The sequence below is a fragment of the Thiobacillus sp. genome, assembly GCF_024708915.1.
On record NZ_JANJXQ010000025.1, the window covers coordinates 1 to 17,376 of the forward strand.

19 protein-coding genes and 2 pseudogenes are annotated in these 17,376 nt (G+C 64.7%); 11 read left to right on the plus strand and 10 right to left on the minus strand.

The genetic code is table 11. The annotated features are described in order from the left end of the window. Both Q0L94_RS01870 and Q0L94_RS01875 read left to right on the plus strand, forming a co-directional pair. Window positions 1–259: pseudogene (locus Q0L94_RS01870) on the plus strand (EamA family transporter); the annotation flags it as partial. 27 nt (window positions 260–286) lie between these two features. Further along, complete coding sequence (locus Q0L94_RS01875; RefSeq protein ID WP_296749565.1) at window positions 287–655, plus strand: STAS/SEC14 domain-containing protein; 369 nt, start codon at window positions 287–289, stop codon at window positions 653–655. Here Q0L94_RS01875 and Q0L94_RS01880 read toward each other — a convergent pair. Genes Q0L94_RS01880 through pip form a run of 3 tightly spaced genes read right to left on the minus strand, consistent with a single transcriptional unit; the run spans window position 567 to window position 3,219 of the window. Continuing rightward, complete coding sequence (locus tag Q0L94_RS01880) at window positions 567–1,397, minus strand: DUF3025 domain-containing protein (RefSeq protein ID WP_296749567.1); 831 nt, start codon at window positions 1,395–1,397, stop codon at window positions 567–569. The two genes, Q0L94_RS01875 and Q0L94_RS01880, sit on opposite strands and share 89 nt — an antisense overlap. Further along, window positions 1,394–2,257: a tetratricopeptide repeat protein gene (locus Q0L94_RS01885; protein ID WP_296749569.1), complete on the minus strand. Its 864-nt coding sequence runs from the start codon at window positions 2,255–2,257 to the stop codon at window positions 1,394–1,396. Before Q0L94_RS01885 ends, Q0L94_RS01880 begins: the two co-directional genes overlap by 4 nt. Further along, complete coding sequence (gene pip, locus Q0L94_RS01890; RefSeq protein WP_296749570.1) at window positions 2,257–3,219, minus strand: prolyl aminopeptidase; 963 nt, start codon at window positions 3,217–3,219, stop codon at window positions 2,257–2,259. The genes Q0L94_RS01885 and pip overlap by 1 nt, the downstream gene beginning before the upstream one ends. A gap of 197 nt (window positions 3,220–3,416) precedes the next feature. On the opposite strand from pip, the gene Q0L94_RS01895 reads away from it, so the two are divergent. The 4 genes from Q0L94_RS01895 to Q0L94_RS01910 all read left to right on the plus strand — a co-directional run bounded on the left by Q0L94_RS01895 (window position 3,417) and on the right by Q0L94_RS01910 (window position 7,514). Further along, window positions 3,417–3,806: a hypothetical protein gene (locus Q0L94_RS01895; RefSeq protein ID WP_296749572.1), complete on the plus strand. Its 390-nt coding sequence runs from the start codon at window positions 3,417–3,419 to the stop codon at window positions 3,804–3,806. 94 nt (window positions 3,807–3,900) lie between these two features. Next, on the plus strand, window positions 3,901–5,001 hold the full coding sequence (locus Q0L94_RS01900; RefSeq protein ID WP_296749574.1) for an FIST N-terminal domain-containing protein: 1,101 nt from the start codon (window positions 3,901–3,903) through the stop codon (window positions 4,999–5,001). Window positions 5,002–5,027: 26 nt separating this feature from the next. Next, the gene (locus tag Q0L94_RS01905) at window positions 5,028–5,291 is read left to right on the plus strand and encodes a hypothetical protein (protein ID WP_296749576.1); all 264 of its coding nucleotides are present in this window, start codon (window positions 5,028–5,030) and stop codon (window positions 5,289–5,291) included. A 15-nt stretch (window positions 5,292–5,306) separates the two neighbouring features. Continuing rightward, window positions 5,307–7,514 (plus strand): EAL domain-containing protein, encoded by a 2,208-nt coding sequence (locus tag Q0L94_RS01910; RefSeq protein WP_296749577.1) that lies wholly within the window; start codon window positions 5,307–5,309, stop codon window positions 7,512–7,514. 159 nt (window positions 7,515–7,673) lie between these two features. Here the strand turns inward: Q0L94_RS01910 and Q0L94_RS01915 are convergent, their stop codons facing one another. The 6 genes from Q0L94_RS01915 to Q0L94_RS01940 form a co-directional block, all read right to left on the minus strand. Continuing rightward, the gene (locus tag Q0L94_RS01915) at window positions 7,674–8,045 is read right to left on the minus strand and encodes a c-type cytochrome domain-containing protein (RefSeq protein WP_296749579.1); all 372 of its coding nucleotides are present in this window, start codon (window positions 8,043–8,045) and stop codon (window positions 7,674–7,676) included. Between the two features lie 109 nt (window positions 8,046–8,154). Next, complete coding sequence (gene acnA / locus Q0L94_RS01920) at window positions 8,155–10,812, minus strand: aconitate hydratase AcnA (RefSeq protein WP_296749581.1); 2,658 nt, start codon at window positions 10,810–10,812, stop codon at window positions 8,155–8,157. A gap of 96 nt (window positions 10,813–10,908) precedes the next feature. After that, a complete protein-coding gene (locus tag Q0L94_RS01925; RefSeq protein WP_296749583.1) occupies window positions 10,909–11,259 on the minus strand; it encodes a DUF3147 family protein in 351 nt (116 codons plus the stop codon). Window positions 11,260–11,269: 10 nt separating this feature from the next. Then, window positions 11,270–12,775, minus strand: a complete 1,506-nt coding sequence (gene lysS, locus Q0L94_RS01930; protein ID WP_296749585.1) for a lysine--tRNA ligase — start codon at window positions 12,773–12,775, stop codon at window positions 11,270–11,272. An 11-nt stretch (window positions 12,776–12,786) separates the two neighbouring features. Continuing rightward, on the minus strand, window positions 12,787–13,224 hold the full coding sequence (locus Q0L94_RS01935) for a type II toxin-antitoxin system VapC family toxin (RefSeq protein ID WP_296749587.1): 438 nt from the start codon (window positions 13,222–13,224) through the stop codon (window positions 12,787–12,789). Beyond that, the gene (locus Q0L94_RS01940) at window positions 13,217–13,456 is read right to left on the minus strand and encodes a type II toxin-antitoxin system prevent-host-death family antitoxin (protein WP_296749589.1); all 240 of its coding nucleotides are present in this window, start codon (window positions 13,454–13,456) and stop codon (window positions 13,217–13,219) included. Before Q0L94_RS01940 ends, Q0L94_RS01935 begins: the two co-directional genes overlap by 8 nt. A gap of 74 nt (window positions 13,457–13,530) precedes the next feature. Between Q0L94_RS01940 and recQ the strand changes: the two genes are divergently transcribed. From recQ to Q0L94_RS01965, 5 genes are all read left to right on the plus strand, one after another. Continuing rightward, on the plus strand, window positions 13,531–15,324 hold the full coding sequence (gene recQ / locus Q0L94_RS01945) for a DNA helicase RecQ (RefSeq protein WP_296749590.1): 1,794 nt from the start codon (window positions 13,531–13,533) through the stop codon (window positions 15,322–15,324). A 57-nt stretch (window positions 15,325–15,381) separates the two neighbouring features. Then, window positions 15,382–15,663 carry a type II toxin-antitoxin system RelE/ParE family toxin gene (locus tag Q0L94_RS01950; RefSeq protein ID WP_296749592.1) on the plus strand — a complete coding sequence of 94 codons (282 nt, stop codon included), beginning with the start codon at window positions 15,382–15,384 and terminating at the stop codon, window positions 15,661–15,663. Window positions 15,664–15,672: 9 nt separating this feature from the next. After that, entirely contained in the window at window positions 15,673–15,969 is a 297-nt protein-coding gene (locus Q0L94_RS01955; RefSeq protein ID WP_296749594.1) for a HigA family addiction module antitoxin, read from the plus strand. A 156-nt stretch (window positions 15,970–16,125) separates the two neighbouring features. Continuing rightward, the gene (locus Q0L94_RS01960) at window positions 16,126–16,467 is read left to right on the plus strand and encodes a type II toxin-antitoxin system Phd/YefM family antitoxin (protein ID WP_296749596.1); all 342 of its coding nucleotides are present in this window, start codon (window positions 16,126–16,128) and stop codon (window positions 16,465–16,467) included. Continuing rightward, a complete protein-coding gene (locus Q0L94_RS01965) occupies window positions 16,460–16,843 on the plus strand; it encodes a type II toxin-antitoxin system RelE/ParE family toxin (protein WP_296749598.1) in 384 nt (127 codons plus the stop codon). The genes Q0L94_RS01960 and Q0L94_RS01965 overlap by 8 nt, the downstream gene beginning before the upstream one ends. A 335-nt stretch (window positions 16,844–17,178) precedes the next feature. On the opposite strand, the pseudogene Q0L94_RS01970 reads toward Q0L94_RS01965, so the two are convergent. After that, a pseudogene (locus Q0L94_RS01970) lies at window positions 17,179–17,376 on the minus strand (hypothetical protein); the annotation flags it as partial.

Here is a 17,376-nt window from a genome sequence, read left to right on the forward strand (position 1 = left end):
GCAGGACTGGCCCTGGCTGGTCGGCATCGGCGCGAGCGCGACCCTGGGACAGTTGGCGCTGACGCGTGCCTACCATCGCGGACATACGCTCACCGTGGGCTCGCTTGCCTATGCGACGGTGGGATTTTCCGCGCTGTACGGCGCGCTGCTGTTCGGCGAGCGCCTGCCGTGGCTGGCATGGGTCGGCATGGCAGTGGTTGCCGCGGCCGGGGTGTGGGCGGTGCGCGCATCGGCCGCGGCGCGCTCCGATTCGCTATAGTAAAGGCATCTTGAAAAGGAGCCCGGCATGATCAGTCTGAACGTCAAGGACAACCAGATCGCGGTCACGGTGATGGGGCAATTCACCCTCGACGATTACCGTGAATTCGAGGAGGCGGTGAACTACGGTGTGCAGTTCAAGGGGACGCTCAACCTGCTGTTCGACCTGCGCGACATGCTGTCGTACAGCGTCGACGTGGCGTGGGAGGAACTGAAGTTCTCGCGCGAGCACCGCAACGATTTCGCCCGCATCGCCATCCTCACGGGTGACGAGTGGGTGGCGTGGAGCATGTGGATCAACCGCCTGTTCATGGCGGCGGATATCCGTCTGTTCGACGATCTGGACATGGCGCAGGCGTGGGTGGCGGGGGGCGAGTTGCCGGCGGCGGCGGGCTGACCTGGCGCGGCGGGCGGAAGACGTCCTGGTTGGCGTAGTACGCGGCGTCGGCATTGGCCGGGTCCCAGCCCGGGATTCCCTGGACCGGCAGCGGGGGCAACAGACGCGGGGAGTCGATGGCGCCGAGTTCCTGCGCAGCCCGGGCGTCCGCGGCGTCGAGGTCGGGCGAGTCTGCAGCCAGCACCAGGCATTTCCCCGTCATGGCCGGATAGGGCGCAAGCGCCTTCTCCAGCAGCGCATGACCGACCACCACGAAGTGCATTTCTTCTTCCACGCGATCACGCGCCTGCCACAACAGGGTATGCCAGGCGCGCCCGGCCAGCAGTTCGGACAAGGCCGGATCGCGGCTGATCACCCATACTCCGGATTCATCCAGCATCGTCAGCGCGTCGCGGCGACGCCCGCGCTTGGCGTCGGTCTCGATTGCGATGGCATCGCCGTGGGCTGCATTCAGCGCTCCCTTGAAACGCGGAAAACGCAGCCACACCAGCGCGTTGAGCACGTCGTGCCAGGTGTCGGCGCGGGTCGGCACCTGGCCAGTGTGCAGGATATGGGTTTCGTAATCGCGCGCGGACAGGCGGCCGCCGGGAGCGCAGAAACGCAGCGGCAGTCCGTGTGCCTGCATGATGCCGCGGGCTGCGGCCTGTGCGTTGAGCGCTTCGAGAGCAGGCAGGGAACGGGCGAGTTCCAGCGCATCGATCAGCGCCCGGTAGGGCGCGAAGGCGGGATGATCGAATTTCAATGCAGTGATTCGGACAGCGCCTGGCGGTATTGCCGCGTCAGCGGATGCGCGCTGCCCAGCAGGTCGAACAGGGCCAGCAGGCTGGTGCGGCCGATGTCGTTGCGGAAGCCGCGGTCGGCGCGCGCAATGGCCAGCAGATCCGCCATGGCGCCGGAAAAATCGTCGCCTGCCAGCCGTACCGCTGCGCGTTGATAGCGCGCGTCGAGGTCGTCGGCGTCGTGAGTGAGGCGTACATCGAGATCGGCCAGCGGCATCGCCAGGCGTGCGGTTTCCGCCAGATTCAAATGCGCGTACAGCGGCGCAATGACAGCGTCGGCGCGTGCCTCGGGCGGCAGGCTGTCGAGCAGTTTCAACGCCTGTTCGCCTTCGCCCTCGGCCCACAACAGTTTGGCAAGGTCGCGCGGAATCGTCAGATTGGCGGGCTCCGCCATCGCCGCGTTGGCGAGCAGCAGGCGCGCCTGCTGGCTGTTGCCCGCCTGCCAGGCCGCCACGCCCAGCGCGTGGGCGCGGTTGGCGTCGCCGGCGATGAAGCGGTCGAGCACTTCACGGAAGCTGCTGTCGGGGTCGGCGCCGTGGATCGTGTGGGCGACTTCGCCGCGCCAGAAAAACTTCACCGTCGGCACCGAGTTGACGCTGAAGCGCCGCGCCAGCTCCGGCAGCGCCTCGGCATTCAACATGACGAGCAGGAACTTGCCGCCGTATTCGGCGGCAAGCTTCACCAGGCGCGGCATCAACATGAAGCAGGGCCCGGCCTTGGGGGTCCAGAAGTGCACCAGCACCGGACCCTTGTGCGAGTTTTCCAGCACCAGCCGGTTGAAGTTCTCGGCGCTGGCATCGAAGACGTAGGGTGACAGCGCCATCAGTCGAAGGCTCCGGTCCGGGCAAAACGGTCGCATGCGGCGACGAGTTCGCGGCAGATGCCCGGCTCGAAGGCCGAGTGGCCGGCATCCGCCACAATCACATAGCGGGCCTCGGGCCAGGCGCGTGCCAGTTCGTCGGCCGACACGATCGGGCAGACGGCGTCGTAGCGCCCTTGTACGATGACGGCGGGAATGGCACGCAATCGCCCGACGTTGGCGAGCAGGCTGTTGTCGGGCAGGAAGATGTCATTCGCGAAATAGTGCGCCTCGATCCTTGCAAGCGAAAGCGCGGTCTGGTCGCGGCCGAACGCGGCGACGAGTTCCGGGCTGGGCAGCAGGGTCGAGCAGGACGCCTCGAACGTGGCCCACTCATGGGCAGCCGGCTGGTGCACGGCCGGGTCCGGGTCGATCAGGCGGCGGTGATAGGCGCCGAGCAGATCGTGGCGCTCGGTTTCGGGGATGAATTCCGCCAGTTGCCGTTGCGCCTCGGGGAAGAAAGTGCGGATGCCGTCGAGAAACCAGTCGATCTCGCTCTTGCGGCACAGGAATATCCCGCGCAGCACCAGCCCGCGACAGCGTTGCGGATGGGCCTCGGCGTAGGCCAGCGCCAGGGTCGAACCCCACGATCCGCCGAACACCAGCCAGCTGTCGATGCCGAGTTCGGCGCGCAGCGCTTCCATGTCGGCGATCAGGTGCGGCGTGGTGTTGTCGGTGAGTTCGCCGTGCGGGGTCGAACGGCCGCAGCCGCGCTGGTCGAACAGGACGATGCGGTAGCGGACTGGATCGAAGAAGCGCCGCTGGTTGGGCGAGGTGCCGGAGCCGGGACCGCCGTGCACGAACAGCACCGGGATGCCGTCCGGATTGCCGGACGTCTCCCAGTAGATGCGGTGGACGCCGGCGGTTTCCAGCATGCCGCTGGCATAGGGAGCGAGCGGCGGATAGAGCGGAGCAGTATCTGGCATGGGAGAACCTTGAGTCGATAGCCCGCATCATATCGCCTGCCCCGCGGGCGTGAACAGGCGAGGGCACGCAGTGCGGCCGGCGGCGTGCCAGTATCGACAGGCGCGTGCGGGGACCGTATGCTTCCGGTGCGCAAGAAATGCGCCAACGGGACAGGATGCCCCGTTGCCAACCATAACTGATACGAGGAGAGTTGTTCATGAGTCATGTCGTCAAGGTCGCCCTGCTGGGCCTGGGTGAGGTCGGGGAAAAGTTTGCCGAGCATTTTCTGGAGAAGATCCAGGAAAACGGCGTCAACGTGGAAATCGTTGCCGTTGCGCATCGCAATCTGGAGTCGCCCGTCGCGCTGGGCTTTGCCCACAGCAAGGTGCCGGTATTCAGGGACGCGATGGAGGTGGTTTCGATGGGCGCCAAAGTCGACATCATTTTCGATCTGACCGGCGACCCCGAATTGCGCAAGAAACTGCGGACTGCGCTGCAGGAAACCCATAACCAGCACACCGTGATTGCGCCCGAAGTGGTTGCGCATCTGTTGTGGAATTTCTTTGGCGAGGGCGAATTACCGCATAGCAGCAGAACCGGCTACTGATGCATGGCATGGCGCCGGCCTGTCGTGGTGCGCGGCGCAATGCCATCATCCATGGCCGGCATGCCGGACTGACGGGATTCCTGATTGATATCTTATGAACACCCCTTTCAAATTCGCCCATGCCGCCGATGCCGACTGGGTTCGCGCCGCGCAGACCTGCATCGGCCAGCTGGGCGCGATTCCCGCCACGGCGACGCTGGGATTCCTGTATGTGTCGGATGCCTTTGCCGGCGAACTCGCCGCAATCCTGGCGTTTTTCAAAAACGCGACCGGGGTGATGCACTGGACCGGCAGTGTGGGCGTGGGGATCTGCGCCACCGGTGTGGAATATCTGGAAGAGCCGGCGATGGCGGTGATGTTGGGTGAATTTGCGCCGGCCGATTTCAGCATGCTGCCGGCAGTGCGCACGCTGCAGGACATCGCTGCGCAGCCGCCGGATGCGTATGTCGCGATGGTGCATGGCGATCCGGCGAACACGCAAGTTCAGGAACTGATCGAAGGCCTCTCCGCGCATGTGTCGGGCAGTTTTGTCGTCGGCGGGCTGTCGAGCTCGCGCGGCGAGACGGCACAGATCAGCGACGGCGTGGTGAGCGGCGGCCTGTCGGGCGTGCTGTTCGGCGAACGGGTCAAGCTGGCGACGCGGCTGACGCAAGGCATTTCGCCGCTGGGGCCGCGCCACCGCATCACTGCCGCCAACAAGAACGTCGTCGGCGGCCTGGATAACCGGCCGGCGCTGGAGGTGATGAAGGAGGAGATCGGCGAAGTCCTGGCGCACGATCTGCGGCGCGCGGCCGGCTATATTTTCGTCGGCCTGCCGGTACGTGGATCGGATACCGGCGATTATCTGGTGCGCAATATTCTCGGCGTCGATCCGCAGAACCATCTGGTGGCGATCGGCGAGTATGTCGAGCCGGGGGATGAGCTGCTGTTCTGCCGCCGCGACCGGCAAACCGCCGAAGACGACCTGCTGCGGATGCTGCAAGCCATCGGGGCGCAGCTGGATTCGCCGATCCGGGGTGGCGTGTATTATTCCTGCCTGGGGCGCGGCCGGCACATGTTCGGCGCGCCGAATCGGGAAATGGAACTGATTCGCGACGCCCTCGGTGATTTTCCGCTGGTGGGGTTCTTTGCCAACGGTGAAATTTCCCACAACCGATTGTATGGCTACACCGGAGTGTTAACTCTGTTTGGCTGACCAAGGTAGTAAATACGGAGACAAGCATGACCCTGCACGCCATGAAAGAAGACGAAATCCGCCTGTTGCGCGACGAAATCGAAATGCTGATGAACGAGCGCCGCCAGCTGTTGCAGGTGACGGGGGCGGCGGCAGTGTTCGTGGCCAATCTCGACACCGACAGCCTGCCGGATGAAACCGACACCATCGATGCCGCCGAAATGCTGGCGGAGCAGCTCAACGGACTGTCCGAGGAAACCCTCAAGGACGCGCTGGAGTCGGTGCGCGCCGAACTCGATCCCGTGCAGTAGGCGGGCTTTCGCGTCTTGGTTCGCCTGCCGCTGCCGGGTTTCCCCGAGCTCAGGCGCTTTGTGCTGATCGCCGGACTGACGGCGCTGGCGTATGCGCTGGCAGGCTGGCTCAGTCTCAAGCTTGCGGTCTACATTGCCGACGTGGTCGCCGCCGTCTGGCTGGCTGCCGGCATTGGCGCCATGGCGAGCCTGCGCTTTGGCGCGGCAGGCGTGGCGGGGACAGCACTGGGATCGTTCGCGATCAACAGCCTGGCCCTGTCGCCGGGCGAGGCATTCAGCTTTGCGCTCGGCGCGGCTGCGGAAGCGTGGATCATCGGCTATCTGCCGCGTTACCTGCAGCCTTTCAGCGCCACCCTCGACTATGTGCCCAGTGTCGCCAAATTTGCGCTGCTGGCCGCTCCGCTGGGCTGCGCGCTAAGCGCACTGACGGGCATGCTCAGCCTCTATTTCTTGGGCCACCTGCCGGCCGACGCGGTATTGGAGGGCTTGTGGGTATGGTGGCTGGGCGATCTGCTGGGGGTGTACCTGATTGCACCGCTGCTGCTGACGGCGACACGCTGGGATTTATTGCCGACCAACAGGGGCGCACGGCTGGAAGGCCTGGTGCTGATGCTCGGCATGCTGGCGCTGACGCTGGCGATGATGGAGTACGTCGAGCCTTTGCGGCCAGCCGAAATTGTCCTGTTCGTGATGATGCCGGCGGTGCTGTGGGCCGCGCTGCGTTTTTCGGTGACCGGCGCGAGCCTGGCGATTTTCCTGTCGGCGCTCATTGTGCTGGGGGTGGCGGTTGCCTCCTACGGCGGCCTTGCCGGCGTCGCGATGCCGCGCGATGTGTTCGCGTTGCAGATCAGCATGGTGACCATGGCGCTGGGCGGCCTGTTCGTATCGGCCGCCCTGACCGAGCGCCGCTATTCCGAAATACGGCTCGACATGCTGGCCAATCACGATCCGCTCACCGGCCTGCCCAATCGCTCGTATTTCCAGGATTTCCTCGGCCATGCACTGGCGCGCGCGCAGCGTGAAAAATCCCAGGTTTCGCTGCTGTTCATCGACCTCGACCGCTTCAAGCACATCAACGACTCGCAGGGGCACGAGGTGGGCGATCAGGTGCTGCGCATCGTCGCCAACCGGCTGGACGAACAGCTGCGTACCGATGATTTCGTCGCCCGCCTGGGTGGCGACGAATTCGCCGTCATTCTGACCCATGCGCCGGCCGCGCGGGCGGCCGGACGGGTGGCGCACAAGCTGCTCCAGGCACTGGCCAAGCCCTTCAAGCTCGCGCAGCGGCGTTACGCCATCGGCGCCAGCATCGGCATCAGCGTGTATCCGGACGACGGACTCGACGCCCATACCCTGCTGCGCCAGGCCGATCTGGCGATGTACCAGGCCAAGCATCGCCGCAGCGGCATCGAGTACTTCAGCGACGAATTGAACACGGTGGCGCAGCAGTTGCAGACGCTGGAAAGCGGTTTGCGCCAGGCGCTCGAACGCAACGAACTGGCGCTGGTCTACCAGCCCAAGGTCGATCTTGCCAGCGGTCGGGTGGTGGGGCTGGAGGCGCTGGTTCGCTGGCTTCCCCGCGCGGGCTTCAGCGTCGGCTCCGAACAGTTGATCCCGGTGGCCGAGGAAACCGGCCTTATCGTCCCGCTGGGCCGCTGGGTGGTACGGGCGGCGTGCGAACAGTGGATCGTCTGGCGCGATGCCGGATGCGACCCGCCGCCGGTGGCCGTCAACCTGTCGCCGCGGCAGTTTTCCGATGTGCGCCTGATCGACGACATCGATGCCATCCTGGCGGAAACCGGAATGCCCCCCGCGTATTTGCAGCTGGAAGTGACCGAGAGTGCGGCGATGGATAACCCCGTACGCAGCTTCGGCATGCTCGAGGCGCTGCGCCAGCGCGGGCTGCACGTTTACATTGACGATTTCGGCACGGGGTATTCCAACCTCGGCCAGTTGAAGCGCATGCCGATCGATGCGCTGAAAATCGACAAGAGTTTTGTGAGCGATGTGCTGACCGACAGCGACGACGCCGAAATCGTCAACGCCATCATCCGCCTGGCCCATGCCCTGAAGCTGCGCGTGGTGGCTGAAGGGGTCGAACAGGCCGGTCAGGTGGCCTTTTTGCGGCAGAGCGGCTGCGATGAAATCCAGGGTTATGTCGTCGCCAAGCCCTTGCCACCAGACCAGGTGGCGGCCTTCTTCGATTGGCGGTTCAATTTCTAGCGGACGCAGCCGCAGCAGGGCTGCTGAAACTGTACGCAATCAATCCGCCGCCCACGCCCGCTGCCCGGTTGGTTCCCGCTATCAATAACGGTCGCCTGACGCGTTCGACAATCGGGCTGTCTGCGTCGCATGCATTCCATGGACATTCCGGACATGCCGTCAGTACTTCGCCCCCTGGTCGATCCAGGCGCCAATCAAGCGTGCGTTCTCTTCCGATAGTATGGGCCCGCCGTGCGGCATGCGGATCGACGGGTCGAGCTGGCCGGATACCACCCGGTGCAGGGTGCTGCTCAAACTGGAGCCCGGGCGCACCACCGGGTTGAGCCTGGCGCCCTTCATCAGCGCTTCATAGCTGTCGAGACGCAGGCCGGACTGTTCATATCCCGGTTTGCCGGGCACATGGCACGACACACAATGGGTATCGAGAATCGGTTTGATGCGGGCCTGATAGGTCAGCGGCCGGTCATCGCTGCAGCCCGTGTGCAATACGACAGCAAGGACGGAGAAGGCGGAAAGTGCTGTGCGTTTCATGGGCGGCTCCTGCGCAGGTCCAACGGGTAAGGATTCACGGCGCGAACCGGGTGAGCCGTGCGCGCCAGCGACCCATTCATGGCGCCGCTGGCATTGAAGACCCGCAGGCTTAACCCAGCAACTGGCTCAGCACAAACGGCAGAATCCCGCCCTTGTTGCAATACGCCACCTCGATCGGCGTATCGATACGCAGCTTGAGGGCGACGCGTTCGGTGCCGCCCGTGGCGCGGTGGATCACCAGCGTGACGTCCTGCTGCGGGACGATGCCGGATTCGGTGCCTTCGAGGTCGAAGGTTTCGCTGCCGTCGAGTTTCAGGCTGGCCGCATCGACGCCGTCCTTGAACTGGCAGGGCAGCACGCCCATGCCGGCGAGGTTGGCGCGGTGGATGCGCTCGAAGCTCTTGGCGACGACCGCCTTCACGCCGAGCAGGGTGGTGCCCTTGGCCGCCCAGTCGCGCGACGAGCCGGTGCCGTATTCCTCGCCGGCAAAGATCATCAGCGGCGTGCCTTCGCTCTGGTATTGCATGGCGGCATCGTAGATCGGCTTTTCCTTGCCGTCCTGCAGCGTGATGCCGCCTTCGCTGCCGGGGATCATCAGGTTCTTGATGCGCACGTTGGCGAAAGTGCCGCGCATCATCACCTCGTGGTTGCCGCGGCGCGCGCCGTAGCTGTTGAAATCGGCCTGCTGCACGCCGTGTTCGGTGAGATAGAGGCCGGCGGGCGAGGTCGGCTTGATGCCGCCGGCCGGGCTGATGTGGTCGGTGGTGACCGAGTCGCCGAAGATCGCCAGCGCGCGCGCGCGCTTGATGGCGACGTTGGCGGCTTTTTCACCGACGAAAAACGGCGGCTCCTGGATGTAAGTGGAAGCGGCATCCCATTCGTAGACTGCGCCGGCCGGCGCCGGCACGCCGTCCCACAGCGGGTTGCCGGCGCCGACGTCGGCGTAGCTCCTGTAGGCGCCGGCGTCGGTGGAATGGTGCAGCAGCGCGGCGACTTCGTCGTTGCCGGGCCAGATGTCCTTCAGGTACACCGGGCCGTTCTTGCCGGCGCCGACGGGTTCCTTCTCGACATCGAACGGCACCCGACCGGCCAGCGCGAACGCCACTACCAGCGGCGGCGACATGAGGAAGTTGGCCTTGACGTTCTGGTGCACCCGCGCTTCGAAGTTGCGGTTGCCGGAGAGCACCGAGCAGGCGACCAGATCGTTGTCGAGCACGGTCTTCTCGATCGCTTCCGGCAGCGGGCCGGAGTTGCCGATGCAGGTGGTGCAGCCGTAGCCGACGACCGAGAAACCCAGCTGTTCGAGATAGGTCAGCAGGCCGGCTGCCTTGAGATATTCGGTCACTGCGCGCGAGCCCGGGCCCATGCTGGTTTTCACGTGGGACGGCGTGTAGAGGCCGAGTTCGACTGCCTTCTTCGCCAGCAGGCCGGCGGCGATCATCACGCCGGGATTGGAAGTGTTGGTGCACGAGGTGATCGCCGCGATGACCACGCTGCCGTGGCGCAGTTCGTCGCCGCCCTCCACCGCATAGGTGCGGCGCAGGTCTTCGGCGGTCTTGCCGTAGCCGCCTTCGGCCTTGGGCTTTTGCATCAGCGTGTCGAAGGTCGTTTCGATCTGCGAAAGCGGAATGCGGTCCTGCGGCCGCCTGGGGCCGGCGACCGACGGTTCGACCGTGGAGAGGTCGAGGCTGAGCGTCTGCGAGTAGTCGATCGCGCCTGCCTGGGGGATGCCGAAGAGGTTCTGCGCCTGGTAGTAGGCGCGGATCAGGTCGACCTGATCCGCGCTTCTTCCGGTCGCGGCGTAGTACTGGCAGGTGGCTTCGTCGACCGGGAAGAAGCCCATGGTCGCGCCGTATTCCGGCGCCATGTTGGCGATGGTCGCGCGGTCGGTCACCGGCAGGGCGGCGGCGCCCTCGCCGAAGAACTCGACGAACTTGCCGACGACCTTGGCATTACGCAGCATCTCGGTGATGGTCAGCACCACATCGGTGGCGGTGACGCCCGGCTTGACGCTGCCGGTGAGATTGACGCCGACGACGTCGGGGGTGAGGAAATACACCGGCTGACCGAGCATCGCCGCTTCCGCCTCGATGCCGCCGACGCCCCAGGCGACCACGCCGAGGCCGTTGATCATGGTGGTATGGGAGTCGGTGCCGACCAGCGTGTCGGGGTAGGCCATGCCGTCCTTTTCCATCACGCCGCGCGCCAGGTATTCCATGTTCACCTGGTGCACGATACCGACGCCGGGCGGCACCACCTTGAAGGTGTCGAAGGCCTGCATGCCCCATTTCAGAAACTGGTAGCGTTCGAGGTTGCGCTCGAACTCGATTTTCATGTTGAGGTCGAGCGCGTCGGGGGTGCCGAACTTGTCGACCTGGATCGAGTGGTCGACCACCATGTCGACCGGCACCAGCGGTTCGATCTTCTGCGGATCCTTGCCGGCGCGCGCGGCGGCGGAGCGCATCGCCGCGAGGTCGGCCAGGAGCGGCACGCCGGTGAAGTCCTGCAGGATCACGCGCGCCACGGTGAAGGGGATTTCCTCGGTGCGTTCGGCGTTCGGCTTCCAGCCGGCGAGCTGCTTCACATGCTCGGGGGTGACCTTCACGCCATCGCAGTTTCTGAGCACCGACTCCAGCACGATACGGATCGACACCGGCAGGCGCACCACCGAGACGCCCAGCGCGGTCTCGAGCTTCTTCAGCGAGGCGAAGCGATGGCTGCCCGTGCCGGTGGTGAAGGAATCGTGGGTGTTGAAGGCGTCGCTCATGATGGGGTGACTCGTAAAAATGATGGGTGGTGAAAATGGCCGGAAGACAGAATTTTACCGGAAGCGATCGCGCATGGACGGGCCTGCGGGTATGCCTTACAGACGAATGCCGAACAGGCTCAGCAGCTTGATCGTACCGAGATAGGCCAGCGCGGTCGCGGCGCTTGAAACGGCCAGGCTGAACCAGAACCCCCAGCCGCTGCGCAGCAGAATGGGCAGCAGCACGAACAGCAGCAGCGAGGGCAGCACCAGCCAGAAAATGCTGCCCGACAGCGCGGCGACCTCCTGCACGTCGCCGGTATCGAGGTAAAGCCAGACGAACGCAAGCAGCGACGTGAGCGGCAGGGAGGCCAGCGCCGCCGCCCAGAAGGTGCTGCGCTTGGCCACTTCGGCAATGGCGACGAGGATCAGCGCGGACAGGCCGATCTTGAGTGCGTATTGCCCCATGGCCGCGGGATTAGCCTTCCCGCCGCATCTGCGGGAACAGGATCACGTCGCGGATGCTCGGCGAATCGGTCAAGAGCATCACCAGCCGGTCGATGCCGATGCCGCAGCCGCCGGTGGGCGGCAGGCCGTGTTCCAGCGCGCGGATGAAGTCGGCGTCGTAGTGCATCGCCTCCTCGTCGCCGGCTTCCTTGGCCCGCACCTGTTCCATAAAACGCTCGGCCTGGTCCTCGGCGTCGTTCAGCTCGGAGAAGCCGTTGGCCATCTCGCGCCCGGTGATGAACAGCTCGAAGCGTTCGGTGATGTCGGGCTGGGTGTCCGAGCGGCGCGCCAGCGGCGAGACTTCGGCCGGGTAGTCGATGATGAAGGAGGGCTGCACCAGCAGCGCTTCGGTGGTCTCTTCGAAGAACGAAAGCTGCAGTCCGCCGATGCCGTCCTGCGCGCGGTACTTGGCCTTCATCGCGGCGAACTGCGCGAGCAGCCAGTCGCGGTCGTTCAACTGTTCGACCGTGTACTGGGGATTGTATTTGCGGATCGCCTCGACGATGGTGAGGCGGTCGAACGGCTTGCCGAGTTCGATTTCGTTGCCCTGATAGGCAACCGTGGTGGAACCGGTAGCGGCGACGGCGGTGTGGCGGATCAGCGCTTCGGTGTAGTCCATCAGGTAGCGGTAATCGCGGTAGGCCTCGTAGAACTCCATCATGGTGAACTCGGGGTTGTGCCGGGTGCTCAAGCCTTCGTTGCGGAAGTTGCGGTTGATCTCGAACACCTTCTCGAAGCCGCCGACCACCAGCCGCTTGAGATACAGCTCAGGCGCGATGCGCAGGAACAGCTCCATGTCGAGCGCGTTGTGGTGGGTGGCGAAGGGCTTGGCCGCGGCGCCGCCGGGGATCGGGTGCATCATCGGCGTTTCCACTTCGAGAAAGCCATGCCCGGTCATGAACTCGCGGATCGCCTGGATGATCTTCGAGCGGCGCATGAAGGTCTCGCGCGCGGCTTCGCTGGTGATGAGGTCGAGGTAGCGCTGGCGGTATTTCTGTTCCTGGTCGGCCAGCCCGTGGAACTTCTCCGGCAGCGGACGCAGCGCCTTCGACAGCAGGCGGATCGATTTGGCCTGGATGGTCAGCTCGCCCTTGTTGGTCTTGAACAGTGTACCGGTCACGCCGATGAAATCGCCCAGATCCCAGTGCTTGAACGCCTCGTGCGATTCGCTTCCGGTGAGGTCGTTCGACACGTAGACCTGGATGCGCCCGCTCATGTCCTGCAGGGTGGCGAAGCTCGCCTTGCCCATCACCCGCTTCAGCATCATGCGGCCGGCGAGCTGTACCTGCACCGCTTCGGCTTCCAGCGCTTCCTTGCTCTTGTCGCCGTGGGCGGCGGCCAGCTTGCCGGCATAGTCGCGGCGCTCGAAGTCGTTGGGGAAGGCGACGCCGGCCTCGCGGATCGCGGCGAGCTTGGCGCGGCGCTCGGCGATGATCTGGTTCTCGTCGAGGGCGGGGGCGGAGGTTTCGTTGTTCATGGTAGGCAAGGTCATACAAAAAAAGTGTCTGCTGCGAGATTGAGTTGGTTTGCCGCATCCGCCATCACGCGGTCGGCGGTGGCGAGGCGGGCAACGCCGGCATTGCGTGCGGCGGTCAGATGGATGGCGTCGAGCGTGCGCAAGGGTACCGGCTTGACACTGTCGAGCACGCGCAATGCGTCGATCAGCAAGGTGTCGTCGAACGGCACGATGCGAAAATAGCTCTCAGCCAGGTGGCGGGTGAACTCGGTGCGTGCAAGGTTCAGGTAATCGTCGGTGATCTGTCCCGTGCGCAGCCGACGCGCCATGGCGCAATGCCATTCCAGCATGCTGAGCCGGCTGATGACGAGCCCATCGATCTCCGCGACGAGCCGCTCCACTTCGGTGGAAAACGCCTCGGCCACGTAAAGCTTGATGAGTGCGCTGGTGTCGAGATAAACCTCAGTCACGCGCGTCCCGATCTTCTCGGATCAACACCTCGCTGGGGATCTCCTGATACGGTGACTGGTCGCGCAGCCATTTGAGCGACGGCAGCTTGCGCGCAGGCGTGGCAGGCGTGACGGGCAGAATCCGCGCCACCGGTTCGCCGCGATTCATCACCAGCACTTCGTCGGCGTCGGCGAACATCTGGTCGGGGTGCGACAGGCCTTCGCGGGCTTCGCGAACGGTCAGGGTTTTCATGGAAAGCCTCCAAAGGGGCAAAACGTGACACAATTATAGCCAATGTGACACATCGCTTGCCAGACGTATTTTTCATGTCCGATACCCCCTTGAGCCTCTTGAACCGCGTGTTCGGCTACCCCGCATTCCGCGGCGAGCAGGCGGCCATCATCGACACGCTGCTTGCCGGAGGCGATGCGCTGGTGCTGATGCCGACCGGCGGCGGCAAGTCGCTGTGCTACCAGATTCCCGCTTTGCTCAGAGACGGCTGCGCGGTGGTGGTGTCGCCGCTGATCGCGCTGATGCAGGATCAGGTCGCCGCGCTGCAGGAACTCGGCATTGCCGCGGCATTCCTCAATTCGAGTCTGGACGGCGCCGCGGCCGCACAGGTCGAACGCGACTTCGCCACCGGCAAGTTGAAACTGCTCTACGTGGCGCCCGAACGCCTGCTCACGCCGCGCTTCCAGAGCCTGCTCGACGACGCCCGCGTCGCGCTGTTCGCCATCGATGAAGCGCACTGCGTGTCGCAATGGGGCCACGATTTCCGCCCGGAATACCTTGGCCTCTCCGTGCTGCACGAACGCTTTCCCGATGTGCCGCGGATTGCCTTGACCGCCACGGCGGATGCCGCGACGCGCGCCGAAATCCTCGACCGGCTCGACCTGCACAATGCGCGGGTGTTCGTCGCCAGCTTCGACCGCCCCAACATCCGCTATCGAATTGCCGAAAAATCCGAACCGCGCCGCCAGCTGCTCGATTTCCTCGCCGAACACAAGGGCGAAGCCGGCATCGTCTATTGCAGCACACGCAAGAAAGTGGAGGAGACCGCCGACGCGCTGAAGCAGGCCGGCCTCGCCGCGCTGGCGTATCACGGCGGCATGGACAACGACACGCGCCGCCGCCATCAGGAAAAATTCCTCCGTGACGAAGGCGTGATCATGGTCGCCACGCTCGCCTTCGGCATGGGCATCGACAAGCCCGACGTGCGCTTCGTCGCCCACCTCGACCTGCCGCGTTCGGTCGAAGGCTACTACCAGGAAACCGGCCGCGCCGGACGCGACGGCGAGCCGGCCGAAGCGTGGATGGCGTGGGGCCTGCAGGACGTCGTCACCCAGCGCCGCTTCATCGACGAGGGCGAAGCCGAAGACACCCACAAGCGCATCGGCCACGCCAAGCTCGACGCCCTGGTCGGGCTTGCCGAAGCCGCCAGCTGCCGCCGCGTCGCGCTGCTTTCCTACTTCGGCGAAACCAGCCAGCCCTGCGGCAACTGCGACGTCTGCCTCAACCCGCCCACCCTGTGGGACGGCACCGAGGCCGCGCAAAAATTGCTGTCAACGGTCTACCGCACCGGCCAGCGCTTCGGCGCCGGCCACGTCATCGACGTGCTGCTCGGCAAATCCACCGAGAAGATCGAGCGCTTCGGCCACAGCCAGTTGAGCGTGTTCGGCATCGGCGCCAGCCAGACCGACAAGGTGTGGCGCGCCGTGCTGCGCCAACTGGTGGTGCGCGGCCTGCTGGAAGTCGACCACGCCGCCTACGGCGCGTTGAAGCTCACCCAGGCCGCCAAGCCGGTGCTGAAGGGCGAGGAAACCGTCATGCTGCGCGCCATCGCCGCCGCCCCGCCGCGCCGGAAATCGCGCCTCGCGCCGAGTTCAGGCGGCGTCCACGACGACGAAGATCCGCTCTTCCTCTCGCTGCGCGCCTGGCGCCGCGAAACCGCCAATGAAAAAGGCGTCCCCGCCTACGTCATCCTGCACGACGCCACCCTGCGCGAAATCGCCGCGCGCCGCCCCGCCACGCTGGACGAACTGGGCGAGATATCGGGGCTGGGGACGAAGAAGCTGGAGGCGTATGGCGAGGCGGTGCTGGGGGTGGTGGCGGAGGGGTGAGCAGGTTCTTCCGTATACCGCCTTGACCGCTGTAAACATATTGTTTATGGTGGTCGTGTGATTCAAACTTTCGCCAACCCGGAAACCGAGCAATTCTTTGCAACCGGCAAGTCTCGTCGGTTGCCGACAGAAATCCTGAAACGGGCGGCCATGCGTTTGAGTCAGCTTCACGCCGCCACGCGCGTCGAGGATTTGCGCCTGCCGCCATCCAACCAGCTTGAAAAGCTATCGGGTGACCGCGAGGGCCAATGGAGCATACGCATCAATGGCCAATGGCGCGTGTGTTTCAGGTTCGAGGGTGACCATGTCTTCGATGTTGAAATCGTTGATTACCATTGAGGAAATGCCATGACCAAAAACGGATTGCCCAGCATCCATCCCGGGGAGTTTCTGGCCGAGATACTGGAAGGCCTGGGCATGTCGCAGGCCGAGTTCGCACGGGCGATCGACGTTTCGCCCATGCGCATATCGCACGTCATCAAGGGATCGCGTCCGGTCACGGCGGAGCTGGCCCTGCTGTTCGGCCGTGCGTTCGACCAGACGCCGCAATACTGGCTGAATCTACAGGCCGACTACGACCTCAAGACAGCCGAGGCGAGCATGGGCGAGCGATTGAGGGCCATTCATGCGGTGGCGCATGCTTGAGAGAGAAAGCAGTATGGTGTCTGCCCCTATTTCTGTGACCTCGAAGCTGACCGCTTTAGTAATGCGCCGACCCGCCGCGCGGGCGTAACTGGACGACGAACCCTGTCGCGCAGTATGCTGCACAGTATTCTGTCATCCCCCACCAAGGAGTTGGCCATGGGATTTTCTGCAGGCGATATCGTGCCATTCACCCAGGCGCGCGCCAATCTCTCCGAACTGGCTGATCAGGCCAAGGCCGGCGCCGAAAAAATCATCACCAAAAATGGCGAGAGTTACGTCGCCCTGATCGACGCCGACCGGCTGGACTACTACCACCGGCTGGAACGCGAGCGCATCCATTTGCTGCTGATCGACGATGCGAGCCGCGGCCTGGCCGACATTGCCGCCGGACGGACCTTCGAGGCCGATAGCGCCATCGCGCAGTTGCAAAAACGCCGGGGCGCGGCCGCTCCCGCCAAATCATCCAGCGCCGGCAAGCCCGTCCGGAAGCGTGGCTGAGCACCTGTTCCGGGTCGAACTGACCGCCAGCTTTCTGGAACGCCTCGACGCCGTCGAAGCCTTCCTGCTGGAAGCCGACGCGGGTCCCGCCTTTGAAGACCTGCTGGACGCGTTGCGTGCCTCGGTCATTCCGAACCTGAGCCGCTATCCACGCATCGGCCGGCGCTATCTGGACAGCCCGCCGCAATCAGCCGAAGCGCTGGCCCAACTCGCCGCGCTGCCAGCTGGCAGCGCCCAGACTTTGCGCGAATACCAGCACGGCGACTACCTGATGCTCTACGCGGCCATGGAGGCCGACGTCACCGTGTACCTGCTGTCCGTCCGGCATCACCGCCAGCTTTCGTTCGACTTTTCTCGGCTGTGGCCCGGGGCGTGATGGCCACCGCATAGAGGGTGTCTGAACGGACACTGTTACCTTGCAGCTTCGGTTGGTCTGTAGCTTGACTTCCCTCCGGTTGTTGTCAAAAATGCCAACATGAAGGCCGAACTGCTCAAGCAGCACCGCCAGAAAATAGAAAATACGGGGTCTTCCCTCTTGCCATACCTGCCGTCTAACCTGCCAAACCCAGGTGGCAGCTTTGGACCATACATGAGGCGCTGACGCGGTTTTGCCTGAGCTTCCGCTTCGGCCGAGCAGCGGCCATCCGCCGCCACCACTCTAACCGACTTCTGAATCCTCTGCTGACCTTCGGATTTCGACCTTCGGCTTGGTTATTCGCCTTGCGCACCGCCGCCTGCTTGAAAAAGCCGTCTGCCGTCGCGCGCCAGCAACGCCGATCCGTACGCGGCTTCGGTGTGCGCCGCACGTGAAACCGCTACGCCCAATAAGCGCTCGCGAATCCGGGTCCACGCCGGGTTCTTCGCACCGCCGCCTGCGGTCTCGACCCGCGTGACGGGCGTGGCGCCGAG